This window comes from Thalassospira sp. MCCC 1A03138, assembly GCF_002115785.1.
Lineage (GTDB): Bacteria > Pseudomonadota > Alphaproteobacteria > Rhodospirillales > Thalassospiraceae > Thalassospira.
In genome coordinates this window covers 125,035-139,038 of sequence record NZ_JFJY01000003.1, presented here as the reverse complement: position 1 = coordinate 139,038, position 14,004 = coordinate 125,035, and the positions used below count along the sequence as shown (strand labels likewise).

The 14,004-nt window shown below is 52.1% G+C and carries 14 protein-coding genes; 12 read left to right on the top strand and 2 right to left on the bottom strand.

Annotated elements, in window-relative coordinates; all coding sequences use genetic code 11:
- Positions 1-74: 74 nt before the first annotated feature.
- The gene (locus tag TH468_RS08470) at positions 75-1,364 is read right to left on the bottom strand and encodes an O-acetylhomoserine aminocarboxypropyltransferase/cysteine synthase family protein (RefSeq protein ID WP_085643247.1); all 1,290 of its coding nucleotides are present in this window, start codon (positions 1,362-1,364) and stop codon (positions 75-77) included.
- A 224-nt stretch (positions 1,365-1,588) separates the two neighbouring features.
- On the opposite strand from TH468_RS08470, the gene TH468_RS08465 reads away from it, so the two are divergent.
- The 10 genes from TH468_RS08465 (at position 1,589) to TH468_RS08420 (ending at position 11,181) form a co-directional block, all read left to right on the top strand.
- A complete protein-coding gene (locus TH468_RS08465; protein ID WP_085643245.1) occupies positions 1,589-2,728 on the top strand; it encodes an isobutyryl-CoA dehydrogenase in 1,140 nt (379 codons plus the stop codon).
- Between the two features lie 3 nt (positions 2,729-2,731).
- Complete coding sequence (locus TH468_RS08460; protein ID WP_085643243.1) at positions 2,732-3,832, top strand: enoyl-CoA hydratase/isomerase family protein; 1,101 nt, start codon at positions 2,732-2,734, stop codon at positions 3,830-3,832.
- A 66-nt stretch (positions 3,833-3,898) separates the two neighbouring features.
- Positions 3,899-4,789, top strand: a complete 891-nt coding sequence (gene mmsB, locus TH468_RS08455; protein WP_085643241.1) for a 3-hydroxyisobutyrate dehydrogenase — start codon at positions 3,899-3,901, stop codon at positions 4,787-4,789.
- A 141-nt stretch (positions 4,790-4,930) separates the two neighbouring features.
- Positions 4,931-5,122: a hypothetical protein gene (locus TH468_RS08450; protein ID WP_085643239.1), complete on the top strand. Its 192-nt coding sequence runs from the start codon at positions 4,931-4,933 to the stop codon at positions 5,120-5,122.
- Between the two features lie 353 nt (positions 5,123-5,475).
- Positions 5,476-6,399: a branched-chain amino acid ABC transporter permease LivH gene (locus TH468_RS08445; RefSeq protein ID WP_085643237.1), complete on the top strand. Its 924-nt coding sequence runs from the start codon at positions 5,476-5,478 to the stop codon at positions 6,397-6,399.
- Positions 6,399-7,919 carry a high-affinity branched-chain amino acid ABC transporter permease LivM gene (gene livM, locus TH468_RS08440; RefSeq protein WP_071239972.1) on the top strand — a complete coding sequence of 507 codons (1,521 nt, stop codon included), beginning with the start codon at positions 6,399-6,401 and terminating at the stop codon, positions 7,917-7,919. The genes TH468_RS08445 and livM overlap by 1 nt, the downstream gene beginning before the upstream one ends.
- Positions 7,916-8,767 (top strand): ABC transporter ATP-binding protein, encoded by an 852-nt coding sequence (locus TH468_RS08435; RefSeq protein WP_007089523.1) that lies wholly within the window; start codon positions 7,916-7,918, stop codon positions 8,765-8,767. The genes livM and TH468_RS08435 overlap by 4 nt, the downstream gene beginning before the upstream one ends.
- Positions 8,768-8,790: 23 nt before the next feature.
- On the top strand, positions 8,791-9,501 hold the full coding sequence (locus TH468_RS08430; protein ID WP_085643643.1) for an ABC transporter ATP-binding protein: 711 nt from the start codon (positions 8,791-8,793) through the stop codon (positions 9,499-9,501).
- Between the two features lie 10 nt (positions 9,502-9,511).
- Positions 9,512-9,865, top strand: coding sequence for a DUF6867 family protein (locus tag TH468_RS08425; RefSeq protein ID WP_085643235.1), 354 nt, complete (start codon positions 9,512-9,514; stop codon positions 9,863-9,865).
- A 209-nt stretch (positions 9,866-10,074) separates the two neighbouring features.
- Entirely contained in the window at positions 10,075-11,181 is a 1,107-nt protein-coding gene (locus tag TH468_RS08420; RefSeq protein WP_007089526.1) for a branched-chain amino acid ABC transporter substrate-binding protein, read from the top strand.
- A 126-nt stretch (positions 11,182-11,307) separates the two neighbouring features.
- Here TH468_RS08420 and TH468_RS08415 read toward each other — a convergent pair whose 3' ends face one another.
- Positions 11,308-11,727: a MucR family transcriptional regulator gene (locus TH468_RS08415; protein WP_007089527.1), complete on the bottom strand. Its 420-nt coding sequence runs from the start codon at positions 11,725-11,727 to the stop codon at positions 11,308-11,310.
- Between the two features lie 460 nt (positions 11,728-12,187).
- Between TH468_RS08415 and rpiB the strand changes: the two genes are divergently transcribed.
- On the top strand, positions 12,188-12,634 hold the full coding sequence (gene rpiB / locus TH468_RS08410) for a ribose 5-phosphate isomerase B (RefSeq protein ID WP_085643233.1): 447 nt from the start codon (positions 12,188-12,190) through the stop codon (positions 12,632-12,634).
- Positions 12,635-12,718: 84 nt separating this feature from the next.
- Positions 12,719-13,993, top strand: coding sequence for a serine hydroxymethyltransferase (gene glyA, locus TH468_RS08405; RefSeq protein ID WP_085643231.1), 1,275 nt, complete (start codon positions 12,719-12,721; stop codon positions 13,991-13,993).
- Positions 13,994-14,004 lie beyond the last annotated feature (11 nt).

Below are 14,004 nucleotides of genomic sequence, written 5' to 3'. Positions count from 1 at the left end.
TGATCGGGAAAATGGTCAATAAAAAACCGGCCCCGTGCAAACAGGGCCGGTTTCATATTCAACGATATGATGGATCAGGCTTTGTCCAGTGCCTGTTTCAAATCGGCAAGGATATCATCGATATGTTCGATACCGATCGACAGGCGGACATAACCGTCCGTCACGCCAGATGAAAGGCGATCCTGTTCGGAAAGCTGGCTGTGCGTTGTCGTGGCCGGATGGATGGCAAGTGATCTTGTGTCACCGATATTGGCGACATGGTAAAACAGGCCAAGGCTGTTGATGAATTTCTCGCCGGCTTCTTTGCCACCTGCAAGCTCAAACCCCATCAGCGATCCGTATCCGCCCTTAAGGTAAGTATCGGCACGGCGGCGGCTTTCGCCATCCTGCTTGCCCGGATAAATCACCTTGGAAACCTTGGGATGGGACGACAGGAAGTCGGCAACTTTGGCGCTGTTTTCGCAATGGCGTTCCATGCGCAGTGGCAGTGTTTCCATGCCCTGAATGGTTTGGAACGAGTTGAAAGGCGAGGCGGCCGCGCCAACGTCGCGCAGCAATGTGCAGCGCAGTTTGATCGCATAAGCAACCGGGCCGATGGGTTTGACGGCCTGCGTCCAGACCGCACCGTGATAGCTGGGATCCGGTTCGTTCAGTAACGGGAAGCGTTTGGCATGCTTTTCCCAGTCAAACTTGCCGGAATCGACGACAATCCCGCCAACAGACGTACCGTGGCCAGCGATAAACTTGGTGGTCGAATACATGACAATCGTCGCGCCATGATCGATGGGGCGGCACAGCACCGGTGCGGCGGTGTTGTCCATAATCAACGGGATGCCAAGCTCGTCACCAATATTGGCGACTTCCCTGATCGGAAAGACCTGAAGTTTAGGGTTTGGCAGGGTTTCGGCGTAATAGGCGCGCGTTTTGTCATCCGTCAGACGTCGGAAGTTTTCCGGGTCAGATGGATCGGCAAAGCGAACTTCGATACCCATCTGTTTGAATGTATTGGCAAAAAGGTTCCAAGTACCGCCGTAAAGGTCTGTGGAACTTACAATATTGTCACCCGCCTGGGCGATATTGAGAACGGAAAAGGTTGATGCAGCCTGACCAGAGCCGACGGCTACGGCTGCTGCGCCACCCTCAAGTGCAGCAATTCGCTGTTCCAGCACATCGTTGGTCGGGTTCATCAGGCGGGTATAGATGTTACCCAGTTCTTTCAGCGCGAAAAGATCGGCCGCGTGTTGGGTATCGCGGAACTGGTAGCTCGTTGTCTGATAAAGCGGTACGGCAACCGATCCGGTTGCCGGGTCTGCGTGGTATCCGGCGTGTAGAACAATAGTTTCCGGTTTCGTGGAATCTGACATGTCGTTTCCCCTGATTTTTAAGTTGCATTGGTTTCACCGGAGTAATGCATATTCGCTGCGAGCCGACAAGAAATTGGAACAAAAATTCGCAAATTCGCCCCTGAAACTGTCGGAGGCGAAATTATTCACATAATTCGGTACTGTTATACCGAATGAATTGACAAAGATCCGAATTCACGTTTACGTAAAGGGAAAATACCAAAACATTCAGAGGCGGCGATCCAATGGAATTCAACCTGTCTGAAGACCAGCAGGCATTTGCACAGGCAGCCCGCGATTTCGCACAAAACGAAATGGCACCCTATGCGGGCGAGTGGGATGCAAACCACATTTTCCCCGAAGAAACCCTTCGCAAGGCGGCCGAACTTGGCTTTGCCGCCATATATACGCGCGAAGATGTCGGGGGATCGGGCCTTGGCCGTCTGGATGCCGCGGTGATTTTCGAAGAACTGGCAAGCGCATGTCCGTCAACGGCTGCCTATATCTCGATCCACAACATGGCGTGCTGGATGATTGACCGTTTCGGGAATGAAGATCAGCGCCAGAAATATCTTCCCAAACTTGTCACCATGGAACATTTCGCCAGCTATTGCCTGACAGAGCCGGGAGCGGGATCAGATGCAGGTTCGTTGCGTACGCGTGCTGTGCGCGACGGTGCGCATTACATCCTTAATGGCGAAAAGGCCTTTATTTCCGGGGGATCGCGCAGTGATGTTTACATTGTCATGGCGCGAACCGGCGATGACAGCCCGAAGGGAATATCGACCTTTATCGTTCCAAAAGATGCCGAAGGCCTGTCATTTGGCAAGCTGGAAGAAAAGATGGGATGGAACAGTCAGCCGACATCAGCCGTCATTTTCAGCAATTGCAAAATTCCGGTGGAAAACCGGTTGGGAGAAGAGGGCGAAGGTTTCAAGTTTGCCATGATGGGGCTTGATGGCGGCAGACTTAATATCTCTGCATGCTCCATCGGTGGTGCACGGGCCGCAATGGAGCATGCGCGCGACCATATCAAGGTTCGCAAACAGTTTGGTAAGACACTCGATCAGTTTCAGGCCTTGCAGTTCAAATATGCCGACATGGTGACTGAGCTTGAGGCAGCACGGCTGATGTTGCACAAAGCAGCCTGGAAACTGGACAACAAGGCACCGGATGCAACACAGTTTTGCGCTATGGCGAAACGTTTCGGCACGGATATCGGGTTCAGGGTATGTAATGAAGCGCTACAGCTTCATGGCGGTTATGGCTATATCCGCGAATACCCGGTCGAGAGACTTCTGCGCGATCTTCGGGTTCACCAGATTCTGGAAGGCACCAACGAAATCATGCGCCTGATCATCTCACGTGCCGCGTTAAAGGATTGATTTATGAGCAGCGAAAACGCGACAAGTCCATCGCATGGCAATGAGGCATCCGTTGTTTTCTCGAAAGACGGAGCCATCGGTCATATCCTGTTAAACCGCCCCAAGGCATTGAATGCGCTTGATCTGCCGATGGTTGATGCGATCACAGCCAAACTTCGCGCGTGGGAGACGGACCCGACGGTTGCTGTTGTTGTAATTGAGGGCGCTGGCGAAAAGGCGTTCTGTGCCGGGGGCGATATACGGGGGCTTTATGACGCGCGGCAGCGCGACGACGAAGAACTTCTTGATGCCTTTTATCGTCGGGAGTATCGCCTTAACCATTACATTGCAAATTATCCTAAGCCGTATATTGCCTTGATGGACGGCATTACAATGGGGGGAGGTGTCGGCGTTTCCGTGCACGGGCGTTTCCGTGTAGTGACTGAACGCACCCTGTTTGCAATGCCTGAGACTGGGATTGGGTTTTTCCCCGATGTCGGGGGCGGATATTTTCTGTCCCGCTGCCCGGGGCAGATCGGCCTCTATCTTGGCTTGACGGGGGCCCGGATAAAGGCCGCAGATTGCCTTTATGCCGACTTGGCAACCCATAATGTGAATAGCGAAAATATTACCGCGCTGAAGTCGGATCTGTCGGCCATAGAAGGCGAGAATGATCCGTTTGCAGCGGTGAAGAAAGTTCTGGATGATCATCATGTGAAAGGTGAAGAGGGGCTTCTGAATACCCTACGCACCGAGATCGACAAGCTGTTTGGTGCCGATACGGTGGCAGATATTTTTGCCGCACTTGACGCGTCTTTGACTGATTTTGCAAAAGAAACGGCCAAAATACTGCGAAGCAAATCGCCAATTGCTGTTTGCATGGCTTTCGAACAGATCCGCCAGGGACGCGACATGACGCTGGCGCAGGATCTGGCGATGGAATTCCGCTTGTCACAGCGCACCGTTCGTATGCCCGATCTGTTTGAGGGGGTCCGTGCGGTGATTGTTGACAAGGATCACAGTCCGAAATGGCAACACGCCGATATTGGTCAGGTAGATCCGCGCGATGTGGCGGCATATTTTGACCTTTTACCTGAAGATAAAGAGTTGAAGTTGCAGTTCTGACTGGTTCTGTAACTGACAGAAATCAAAATAGAATCTCGATCATCGAGAAATCAGAGGAGACTCCAAATGGCGAAAATCGGCTTCATCGGTCTGGGAAATATGGGTGGGCCGATGGCGGCCAACCTGATCAAGGCCGGACACGCGCTGAAGGTTTTTGATTTGTCCGAAGCCGCCGTCGGCAAGGCGGTTACAGAAGGAGCAACCAAGGCATCGACGGTTGCCGATGCGGCAAAGGATGTCGAGTTCGTTGTCACAGTTCTTCCTGCTGGAAAGCACGTGCTGTCGGTTTATGACGGACCAGACGGCGTGATTGCCAACGCCAGGGCGGGCACACTTTTGATTGATAGCTCCACCATCGAAGTTGATGCCGCACGCAAAGCTGCAGAGTTGGCGAAGGCCAAAGGTCTTGGCTCTGTTGACGCGCCGATCTCTGGCGGGGTTGCGGGGGCTACTGCCGGAACACTGACCTTTATGGTTGGTGGCGATGATGGTGATTTTGATAGCGCGAAGCCGGTTCTTGAAGGAATGGGCAGCAATATCATTCACGCCGGCACCAGCGGGGCCGGGCAGGCGGCAAAGATTTGTAACAACATGGTGCTTGGCGTCAGCATGATTGCGGTGTCCGAAGCCTTTATGCTTGCCAAGCGTCTAGGACTGGATGCGCAGAAGCTGTTTGATATTTCGTCAAAAGCATCCGGTCAGTGCTGGTCCCTGACGAGTTATTGTCCCGTGCCGGGGCCGGTTCCGACGTCTCCGGCAAATCGTGACTATCAACCGGGATTTGCGGTGGACATGATGCTGAAAGATTTGAAACTGGCGCAACAGGCGGCCGCAACCGCCGGGGCAACAACGCCAATGGGGGCATTGGCTGAAAGCCTGTATGCGCTTTATTCAAATAGCGGAAATGGTGGGATGGATTTCTCGGCAATTGTCAAAATGCTAGACGGCGACAAGTAACGCTACGGCATTATGAGGTATGTCATGCAGGCCCGGTATTTGCCGGGTCTGTTTTTTTTATGAATACCGTGGCCTGCATTAGTGGTAGATTTGTGCTGGCTAGCGATCAAAGCGCCGATACAGAATTTCCCGGATTGATGAATGACAACCAGAAACAATGCACCGCGAGAGATTTATTTCGAATTGCGACAGGTTGGCAGCTATCTGCGCTGCACGGCAATTGATGGCAAAACGGGAATCGAGGTGACCGTGGCAGGGCCGGTTTCAAGGAATCCGGAGCAACTAAAGCGCGTCGCGGTACAAAAACTTGAATACGTCATTAATAAGGGATAAAATATACAATATAAGGGCCGGTGCATTCGGTGGTGTTGGTGTTTTATTCTAAGAATGAAATACGATTTGGTGTTTTTGACCAATTTATCAAAGCCGCTTGCAGCCTTCGACCTCATGTGTCTAAGGTTTGTGCTCTAATCGCGCTTTTGGATAAAGAACCACAACAAGAATGGTCGTGTCCAAAGGCTAGAACCGGGGAAAACCCGATAACAAAAAGACGGAGGCTTCGGAGGTTTGCTAGGGGGCAATGGGGAGACTTGGTCTCATCCAATCAATACAGCTGTATCTTGTTTTGCACCTTCAGCCAGTCGGTCGAAGACCTCGTTTGTCTGTGCCAAATCTAAGGTTGTGCAATGGATTGGGCTTATTTTTTACAACAATTGATCAACGGTCTGACGCTGGGAGCCATCTACGGTTTGATCGCCATCGGCTACACGATGGTTTACGGCATCATCGGTATGATCAACTTTGCGCACGGCGAAATCTATATGCTGGGCGCGTTTCATTCCCTGATCACCTTCCTGATCTGTCAGGCAGCAGGGATTAGCGGTATCCTTCCGCTTACACTTCTTTTGATGCTGTTCGTGTCAATGGTGCTCACTTCGATCTACGGGTGGGGCGTTGAACGGATTGCATACAGGCCGCTGCGCGGGTCATTCCGGCTCGCAGCGCTGATTTCGGCCATCGGCATGTCGATCTTCCTGCAGAACTTTGTTCAGATTTCGCAGGGCGCGCGCGTGAAACCGATGCAGCCATTGATCGAGGGCGGCATCACCTTGATGGAAAGCCCGAACTTCAATGTTCAGCTCAGCTACATGCAGATCGTCATTATCCTTTTGACGTTTGTTCTGATGGCTGTGTTTTCGACACTGATTGCGAAAACCTCGCTTGGTCGTGCTCAGCGCGCCTGTGAGCAGGACCGCACCATGGCTGGCCTGCTTGGCGTTAACGTTGACCGCACCATCTCCACGACCTTTGTCATGGGTGCTGCTCTTGCCGCAGTAGCCGGGATGATGGTGACCCTCTATTACGGTGTGATCGACTTCTATATCGGCTTCCTTGCCGGTGTTAAAGCGTTTACTGCTGCTGTTCTGGGCGGGATTGGATCGCTTCCGGGCGCGATGCTTGGCGGTCTTCTGATTGGTCTGATCGAAGCATTCTGGTCGGGATATCTCACGATCGAATACAAGGATGTTGCGACATTCGGCATTCTGGTTCTCGTGCTGATTTTCCGCCCGTGGGGTCTGCTTGGTAAGCCGGAGGTCGAGAAAGTCTGATGTCCGCTCTTATCACTTCTTCACGAATTTCCGGTGCAGAAATTGTCAAGGAACTCGCGTTCTTTGCTGTTATTGCACTGTTGATGTCAGTCATGATCCTTGGTGTCGAGACGGTTGACCGTCCGACCGGGCTTGAACTGGCTGTTCGTTGGGATCTGGTGGTTACCGCCATCATCTCGACAATCATTGGCCGATTGGCATTGATCCTTCGCCGCGAACACATTTCGCGTGTGGGACAGGCTTTGCTGATTACCGCTGCCGCAGTAGCGGTATTCGAGATGTTCGTCCGCTTCCGCGACATGGATGATCGCTGGGCTTCGCCAGTCTTCCTTGATATGGCGTTTGGCAGTGCAACGAGCGTGATTGTGGCTGTTGCCTTCGTCACGATCGTTTTTGCGATTGCCTATTTCAGCATGAAAAAACCAGGTGCCGAAGAGGAAGAAAGCGGCTCCAGGCTTTCGTCAAAAATCCAGCTGGCATATCGGACCAACACCAAGAAGATCGGGGCATTGGGGATTGTATTCTTCATTATCTTCCCGTTCCTGTTTGGAGAAAACCGCTCCGCTATCGACCTCGCGACACTGGTCATGATCTACATCATGCTGGGTTGGGGGCTGAATATCGTGGTCGGTCTGGCCGGTTTGCTTGATCTGGGTTACGTCGCATTTTATGCGGTCGGCGCCTATTCCTATGCACTGTTGTCCCAGCATTTCGATCTGAGCTTCTGGCTGTGCCTGCCACTGGCCGGTATTTTTGCCGCAAGTTTCGGTATTGTGCTTGGTTTCCCGGTATTGCGACTGCGTGGCGATTATCTGGCGATTGTGACGCTTGGCTTTGGTGAAATCATCCGAGTTGTCCTGATCAACTGGTATGATCTGACCCGTGGACCAGACGGCATTTCGTCGATTGCCCGGCCCAGCTTCTTTGGCTTTGCCGAGTTTGATCGACGCTTGCCTGAAGGGGTTATGGGATTCAACGAATTGTTCGGTCTGGACTATTCGACGATGCATCGCCTGATCTTCCTGTATTACCTGATCCTTGTGCTGGCACTGGTAACCGCATTTGTTACCGTGCGCCTTCGCAAACTGCCGATTGGTCGTGCATGGGAAGCGTTGCGCGAAGACGAAATCGCCTGCCGCTCGCTGGGGATCAACCCGACGAATACCAAACTTTCGGCATTTGCGATTGGTGCAATGTTCGGTGGTTTTGCTGGCGCGTTCTTTGCGACACGTCAGGGCTTCATCAGCCCGGAAAGCTTTACCTTCCTTGAATCTGCCGTGATCCTGGCCATCGTTGTTCTGGGTGGTATGGGCAGTCAGATCGGGGTGGTTCTTGCCGCGATTGTCATGATCGGTTTCCCGGAAATGTTCCGCGAACTGGCCGAATATCGCATGCTGATTTTCGGGGCTGGTATGGTTGCCATCATGTTGTGGCGTCCGCGCGGTCTTCTGTCTTTCCGTGACCCGACCATTCTGCTGAATATGAGCAAGAAAGAAAAAGTTGCCGGAGAAGTCAAATGACCGACAACGTACAGCTTGAAGTCGAACATCTGACCATGCGCTTTGGCGGTCTGGTCGCGATTGATAATCTTTCGTTCACCGCAAGAAAGCGTGAGATCACGGCAATTATCGGCCCGAACGGGGCAGGGAAGACCACAGTCTTCAACTGTCTTACCGGGTTCTATGTGCCGACCGAGGGACGTCTGACGCTTTATGCCAATGACGGACCGCGTTTGCTGGAGCGTATGGAAGGTTTCCGTATTCCACGCAACAACGGTGTGGCACGTACTTTCCAGAATATCCGCCTGTTCACGGGCATGACCGTTCTGGAAAACCTGGTTGTCGCCCAGCATAACCAGCTTATGGAGGCGTCCGCCTTTTCGCTGGCAGGGCTTTTCAATCTTGGTCGCTATACCAGTGCCGAGAAAGAAGCGCTTGAAACCGCCAAGTTCTGGCTTAACAAGGTTGGTCTGTATGAACAGGCTGACTGGAATGCCGGGAACCTGCCTTATGGCTCCCAGCGTCGCCTCGAGATTGCGCGTGCAATGTGCGTCAATCCTTCCTTGCTGTGTCTCGACGAGCCGGCAGCAGGCCTTAACCCTCGTGAGTCCGCTGAGCTTAACGTTCTGTTACAGAGCATCCGCGATGATCAAGGAATTGGCCTTCTGTTGATCGAACATGATATGAGCGTCGTCATGAAGATTTCCGATCATGTGATCGTCCTTGATTACGGAAAGAAGATTGCTGATGGCAATCCGGAAGCCGTCAAGAATGATCCGGCTGTTATTCGTGCTTACCTCGGTGAGGATGAAGACGATGAACTGCCGCCGGAAGTCGCCGCCGACCTTCATCTAGATCCGAATGCGTAGCGAGGGAGCAGATCGATATGTCCATGCTGAAGATTGAAGGTGTTCACACCTTCTATGGCAATATCGAAGCCCTCAAGGGCATTGATATGGAAGTCAACGAGGGCGAGATTGTCACCTTGATCGGGGCCAATGGTGCCGGCAAGACGACCTTGCTGATGACATGCTGCGGATCACCGCAGGCGTCAAAAGGGCGCATTCTGTTTGAAGGTCAGGATATCAGTCGCTTGCCAACGCATGAGATTTGTCGTCTTGGTATTCAGCAATCCCCTGAAGGGCGTAGGATTTTCCCGCGCATGTCTGTCTATGAAAACCTGCAGATGGGGGCAAGCACCCAGGATCCGAAATATTTCGAAGAGGATCTGGAGATGGTGTTTGATCTGTTCCCGCGCCTGAAAGAACGCATCAACCAGCGAGCGGGAACAATGTCCGGGGGCGAGCAGCAGATGCTGGCAATCGGTCGAGCCCTTATGGGGCGTCCCCGTTTGTTGTTGCTTGATGAGCCTTCTCTCGGGATTGCGCCACTTGTCGTCAAGCAGATTTTCGAGACGATCAAGAAGATCAACCGCGAGAAGAAGGTCACGGTCTTCCTGGTCGAGCAGAACGCGTTCCACGCACTCAAGCTTGCCCATCGCGGTTATGTGATGGTCAACGGCAATATTACTCTCTCAGGTACGGGGGCTGAACTTCTGGCAAATCCGGAAGTTCGTGCAGCATATCTCGAGGGTGGCCACTAGGAGGACGGATATGGAAGCGATTACAGGTACCAGCATTGGTGTCACAATCGGAATTACCGTCATCCTGATGGGGTTCTGTGCATTTATGACAGGGCAGGCGATCGCCAATACATGGCGGCCTTTCTACCAGCTTTATCCGTATGCCTTGTTGCTGGGGGCGACGGACCGTTTCATGACGTTTGCGCTGTTCGAGGGTGAGCTTCTTTCGCTTACGGGATATATTTTCGATACGGTTATCCTGTTTGTGATTATGGCGGCAGCCTTCCGTGTGACGCGGGTTAACAAGATGCTGTCGCAATATCCGTGGCTTTATGAACGTGTCGGACCATTCGGCTACCGTGCACGTGAAGGGGCGGACGTCTGATCTTTTCGGTGGTGACGGTTGGCCGTCGCCACCGCATTGCTAAATTGTTGGCAATGCAACGTTTAGTACTATTGCACACCAATTCTGGGGTGTTAGAGTACAGGGAGCCAAAACCGGTAATCGAAAAAAAAACGAGCCGGTTTAGGGTCCGAAAAAGATGGTTCTGTCATGGTGACGGAATCAACCTTTGGAACAGGGAGACTTCTCTTATGTCGAAAACCAAGCTCGGCCTTCTGGCAACTGCTTCCGCGCTTGTCCTCTCGATGGGTGCAGCAAAAGCAGACATCGTTATCGCGACCGTTGGTCCGATGACCGGCCCGTACGCCGCCTTTGGCGAACAGATGACCCAGGGCGCCCAGAAAGCGGTTGCAGACCTCAATGCTGCCGGTGGCGTTAACGGCGAAAAAGTCGTTCTCGAAATCGGCGATGACGCTTGCGATCCGAAACAGGCTGTTGCTGTTGCAAACCAGCTCGTTAGCAAGGGCGTTGCTCTTGTCGCTGGTCACTTCTGCTCTGGTTCCTCGATCCCGGCTTCGGAAGTTTACTTCGAAGAGGGCATCGTGCAGATTTCCCCGGCTTCGACCAACCCGCAGTTGACCGAACGTGACATGGATAACGTTTTCCGTGTTTGCGGTCGTGATGACCAGCAGGGCGAAGTTGCCGGCAAATATCTTGCTGAAAACTATGGCGACAAGAAAATCGCCATCGTTCATGACAAACAGGCTTATTCCAAAGGTCTTGCAGACGAGACCAAGAAAAACCTGAACGCTGCTGGCGTTGAGGAAGTCATGTACGAAGCCATCACCCCGGGCGAGAAAGATTACTCGGCTCTGGTAACCAAACTGAAATCCGAAGGCGTTGACGTCCTTTATTATGGCGGTTACCACACCGAGCTGGGCCTGATCGTTCGTCAGATGCGCAGCCAGGGTCTTGAGACCGTTGCGATTTCGGGTGATGCGCTCAACTCGCTCGAATACTGGTCGATCACGGGTGATGCCGGTGCAGGAACACTTTTCACCGCCGGTCCGGCGCTTGAAAAAGACCCGCGCAACGCTGAACTCGTAAAATACTTCGAAGGCCAGGGCTACAAGCCGGAAGGTTACACCCTTTACACCTACGGTGCGGTTCAGGCTTGGGCACAGGCAGTTGAAAAAGCCGGTACCACCGACTCTGAAGCTGTTATCGAAGCACTGCATAGCGGTGATACATTCGACACCGTTCTTGGTTCGATTGCGTTCGATGCCAAGGGTGACGTCGCAGCACCGGGTTACGTCTTCTATGAATGGAAAGACGGCGGCTACGATTACGCCAACTAACCAGATATTCTGATCAGCAGAAAGCCCGGCAGCAATGCCGGGCTTTTTTGTTGCCGATCACATAAAAGAAAAGCGCCTTCAGAAATTGCTGAAAACGCTTTTTCTTTTAGGTCAAAGAGCTGGCGATTACTTCGCCTTGCGACCCAAGCCGATTTTCTTGGCAAACTGCGAGCGCTGTTTTGCATAGTTCGGCGCGACCATCGGGTAATCTGACGGCAGGCCCCATTTTGCCCGGTATTCTTCCGGGGTCAAATTGTATGTTGTCCGAAGGTGGCGTTTGAGCATTTTGAGCTTTTTGCCGTCTTCAAGGCAGATGATGTAATCATCGCCAATTGATTTGCGGATCGGAACAGCCGGTTTCAGCGGTTCTTCTTCTTCAATGGTTTCGTCTTCACGCAGAACGTCAAGCGAATTGAAAATTGTCGAAATCAATTCCGGAATCTGTGCAGATGCAATTGCATTGTTACTGACATAAGCAGAAACGATATCAACAGTCATCTGTAGCAGTTCGTCGCGGTCCAGAACGCTGTTTTCAGCATCGGTCATCTTAAAATATTTCCTTCGCTATTATGAATAGGCAATGCTTTTTGCATTATTTTACGAATATAGTCAAACAAGACTGTTATTCAATATATCGATTCTACTTAAATTTTCAAAACAAAGAAAACCCATGCGAGATGAGAAATAAATAAAATCAGCAAAGGCATGACCGGTAATGCGGTTTAATTGATAAAGATTCCAAACCTTTTGTTTCGTCGATTTTGTTCGACAGCGTATGGTGGGGTTTATATCAATGTATACTCCCGTCATTTTTCTTTAGTTGATGATTTTCTAACGCAATGGGTGTGAATGTCTTTTTTAAGTGTAGTCAAGTGTCGTTCTGTACGCTTAAAAGTTGCTGACTTAAAACTTTGGCAACATATGCCGCTGTGCGTTGGCAGTTGCGAAGCTATGTGCTAAAAGGCGCTCAAAATTACTGTTTGGCGTATTTACCAAGGGCTCGCATATGACAGCCAAGACCATTGCCATCGCTGCCGATCACGGTGGTGTTGAACTTAAATCCCAAATCATCAAGTCGCTTGCCGGAAATGGCTGGGAGGTTCTCGACCTTGGAACCGACGGTTCTACGTCAGTTGATTACCCGGACTATGCGAAATCCGTTGCCAAATCGATTATCGATGGCAAGGCTGAACGCGGTATTCTTGTATGTGGTTCCGGGATCGGTATGAGCATCGCTGCCAACCGATATCCTCAAATTCGTGCTGCCTTAGTACATGACCGCCTGTCAGCCGAACTTTGCCGTCAGCATAACAACGCCAATGTTCTGTGCCTCGGCGCACGCCTTTTGGGTGATGCGACGGCGCTTGATTGCGTTAACGCGTTTATGATGACTGAATTCGAAGGCGGTCGTCACGAACGGCGTGTTGAAAAACTTTCTTCACTTACCCACTGATTTTTCGCCACCTGGCAATAACCCGGTACGGGTTTCGAACTTTGCTGCGTTCGGCCCCGCCACATTGTATCGAGAGGCCCCATAATGTCATTCAAAGGCTTTTTCTCTACCAGCTTGTCAGAAGCAGATCCGGCACTGTTCAAATCGATCACCGATGAACTGGATCGCCAGCAGAACCAGATCGAAATGATTGCTTCGGAAAACATTGTTTCCAAGGCTGTGATCGAGGCACAGGGAACGGTTCTGACCAACAAATACGCCGAGGGCTATCCTTCGCGCCGGTATTATGGTGGCTGCGAGTTTGTCGACGTTGCAGAAGAACTTGCGATAAATCGTGCAAAAGAACTGTTTGGGTGTGAATTTGTCAACGTGCAGCCGCATTCTGGCGCGCAGGCAAATGGTGCGGTAATGCTTGCCCTTTGCAAGCCCGGTGATACCATCCTTGGCATGTCGCTTGACGCAGGCGGGCATCTTACCCACGGAGCACGCCCGGCACTTTCTGGCAAATGGTTTAATGCCATTCAGTATGGTGTGCGTGAAGACGATCTGACGCTTGATTACGATCAGGTCGAAGCTCTTGCTGTGGAACACAAGCCGACACTGATCATTGCAGGTGGTTCAGCCATTCCGCGCCAGATCGATTTCAAACGCTTCCGTGAAATCGCCGACAAGGTCGGTGCGTTGTTGATGGTTGATATGGCGCATTTCGCAGGTCTTGTCGCCGGTGGCGTTCATCCGAGCCCGCTTACCTATGCCGATGTCGTGACAACCACGACGCATAAAACCCTTCGCGGTCCGCGTGGCGGTATGATCCTGTCGAACAATGTTGAAATCGGTAAAAAGATCAATTCCGCAGTCTTCCCTGGCTTGCAGGGCGGCCCATTGATGCATGTTATCGCTGCCAAGGCTGTTGCCTTTGGCGAAGCCTTGCGTCCCGAATTCAAGGAATATGCGCAGCAGGTCGTCGATAACGCCAAGGCATTGGCCGAAGTTCTGGTCAAGCGTGGTTTCGATATCGTGACCGGAGGCACCGATACGCATCTGATGCTGGTTGACCTGCGTCCGAAAGGCCTCAAAGGCAACAATGCAGAAGTTGCGCTTGAGCGTGCAGGAATCACCTGCAACAAGAACGGCATTCCGTTCGACACCGAAAAACCGACCATCACGTCCGGCGTTCGTTTGGGGACACCGGCAGGCACCACGCGTGGTTTTGGTGTCGAGGAATTCAGGCAGATCGGCGAACTGATTGGCGATGTGCTTGATGCGCTTGTCGATAATCCTGATGGCAATGCCCAGGTCGAGAATGCTGTTCGCACCAAGGTCGAAGACCTTTGCAAACGCTTCCCGATCTATGCCTGATCCTTTCAGGA

Bases quoted from the DNA above. Each gene is read 5' to 3' on its own strand.
- TH468_RS08450 (WP_085643239.1), top strand. From the start codon at position 4,931: ATGACAACCAGAAACAATGCACCGCGAGAGATTTATTTCGAATTGCGA.
- TH468_RS08420 (WP_007089526.1), top strand. From the start codon at position 10,075: ATGTCGAAAACCAAGCTCGGCCTTCTGGCAACTGCTTCCGCGCTTGTC.
- mmsB (WP_085643241.1), top strand. From the start codon at position 3,899: ATGGCGAAAATCGGCTTCATCGGTCTGGGAAATATGGGTGGGCCGATG.
- TH468_RS08415 (WP_007089527.1), bottom strand. From the start codon at position 11,727: ATGACCGATGCTGAAAACAGCGTTCTGGACCGCGACGAACTGCTACAG.
- TH468_RS08445 (WP_085643237.1), top strand. From the start codon at position 5,476: ATGGATTGGGCTTATTTTTTACAACAATTGATCAACGGTCTGACGCTG.
- TH468_RS08430 (WP_085643643.1), top strand. From the start codon at position 8,791: ATGCTGAAGATTGAAGGTGTTCACACCTTCTATGGCAATATCGAAGCC.
- TH468_RS08425 (WP_085643235.1), top strand. From the start codon at position 9,512: ATGGAAGCGATTACAGGTACCAGCATTGGTGTCACAATCGGAATTACC.
- TH468_RS08460 (WP_085643243.1), top strand. From the start codon at position 2,732: ATGAGCAGCGAAAACGCGACAAGTCCATCGCATGGCAATGAGGCATCC.
- glyA (WP_085643231.1), top strand. From the start codon at position 12,719: ATGTCATTCAAAGGCTTTTTCTCTACCAGCTTGTCAGAAGCAGATCCG.
- rpiB (WP_085643233.1), top strand. From the start codon at position 12,188: ATGACAGCCAAGACCATTGCCATCGCTGCCGATCACGGTGGTGTTGAA.
- TH468_RS08465 (WP_085643245.1), top strand. From the start codon at position 1,589: ATGGAATTCAACCTGTCTGAAGACCAGCAGGCATTTGCACAGGCAGCC.
- TH468_RS08470 (WP_085643247.1), bottom strand. From the start codon at position 1,364: ATGTCAGATTCCACGAAACCGGAAACTATTGTTCTACACGCCGGATAC.
- livM (WP_071239972.1), top strand. From the start codon at position 6,399: ATGTCCGCTCTTATCACTTCTTCACGAATTTCCGGTGCAGAAATTGTC.
- TH468_RS08435 (WP_007089523.1), top strand. From the start codon at position 7,916: ATGACCGACAACGTACAGCTTGAAGTCGAACATCTGACCATGCGCTTT.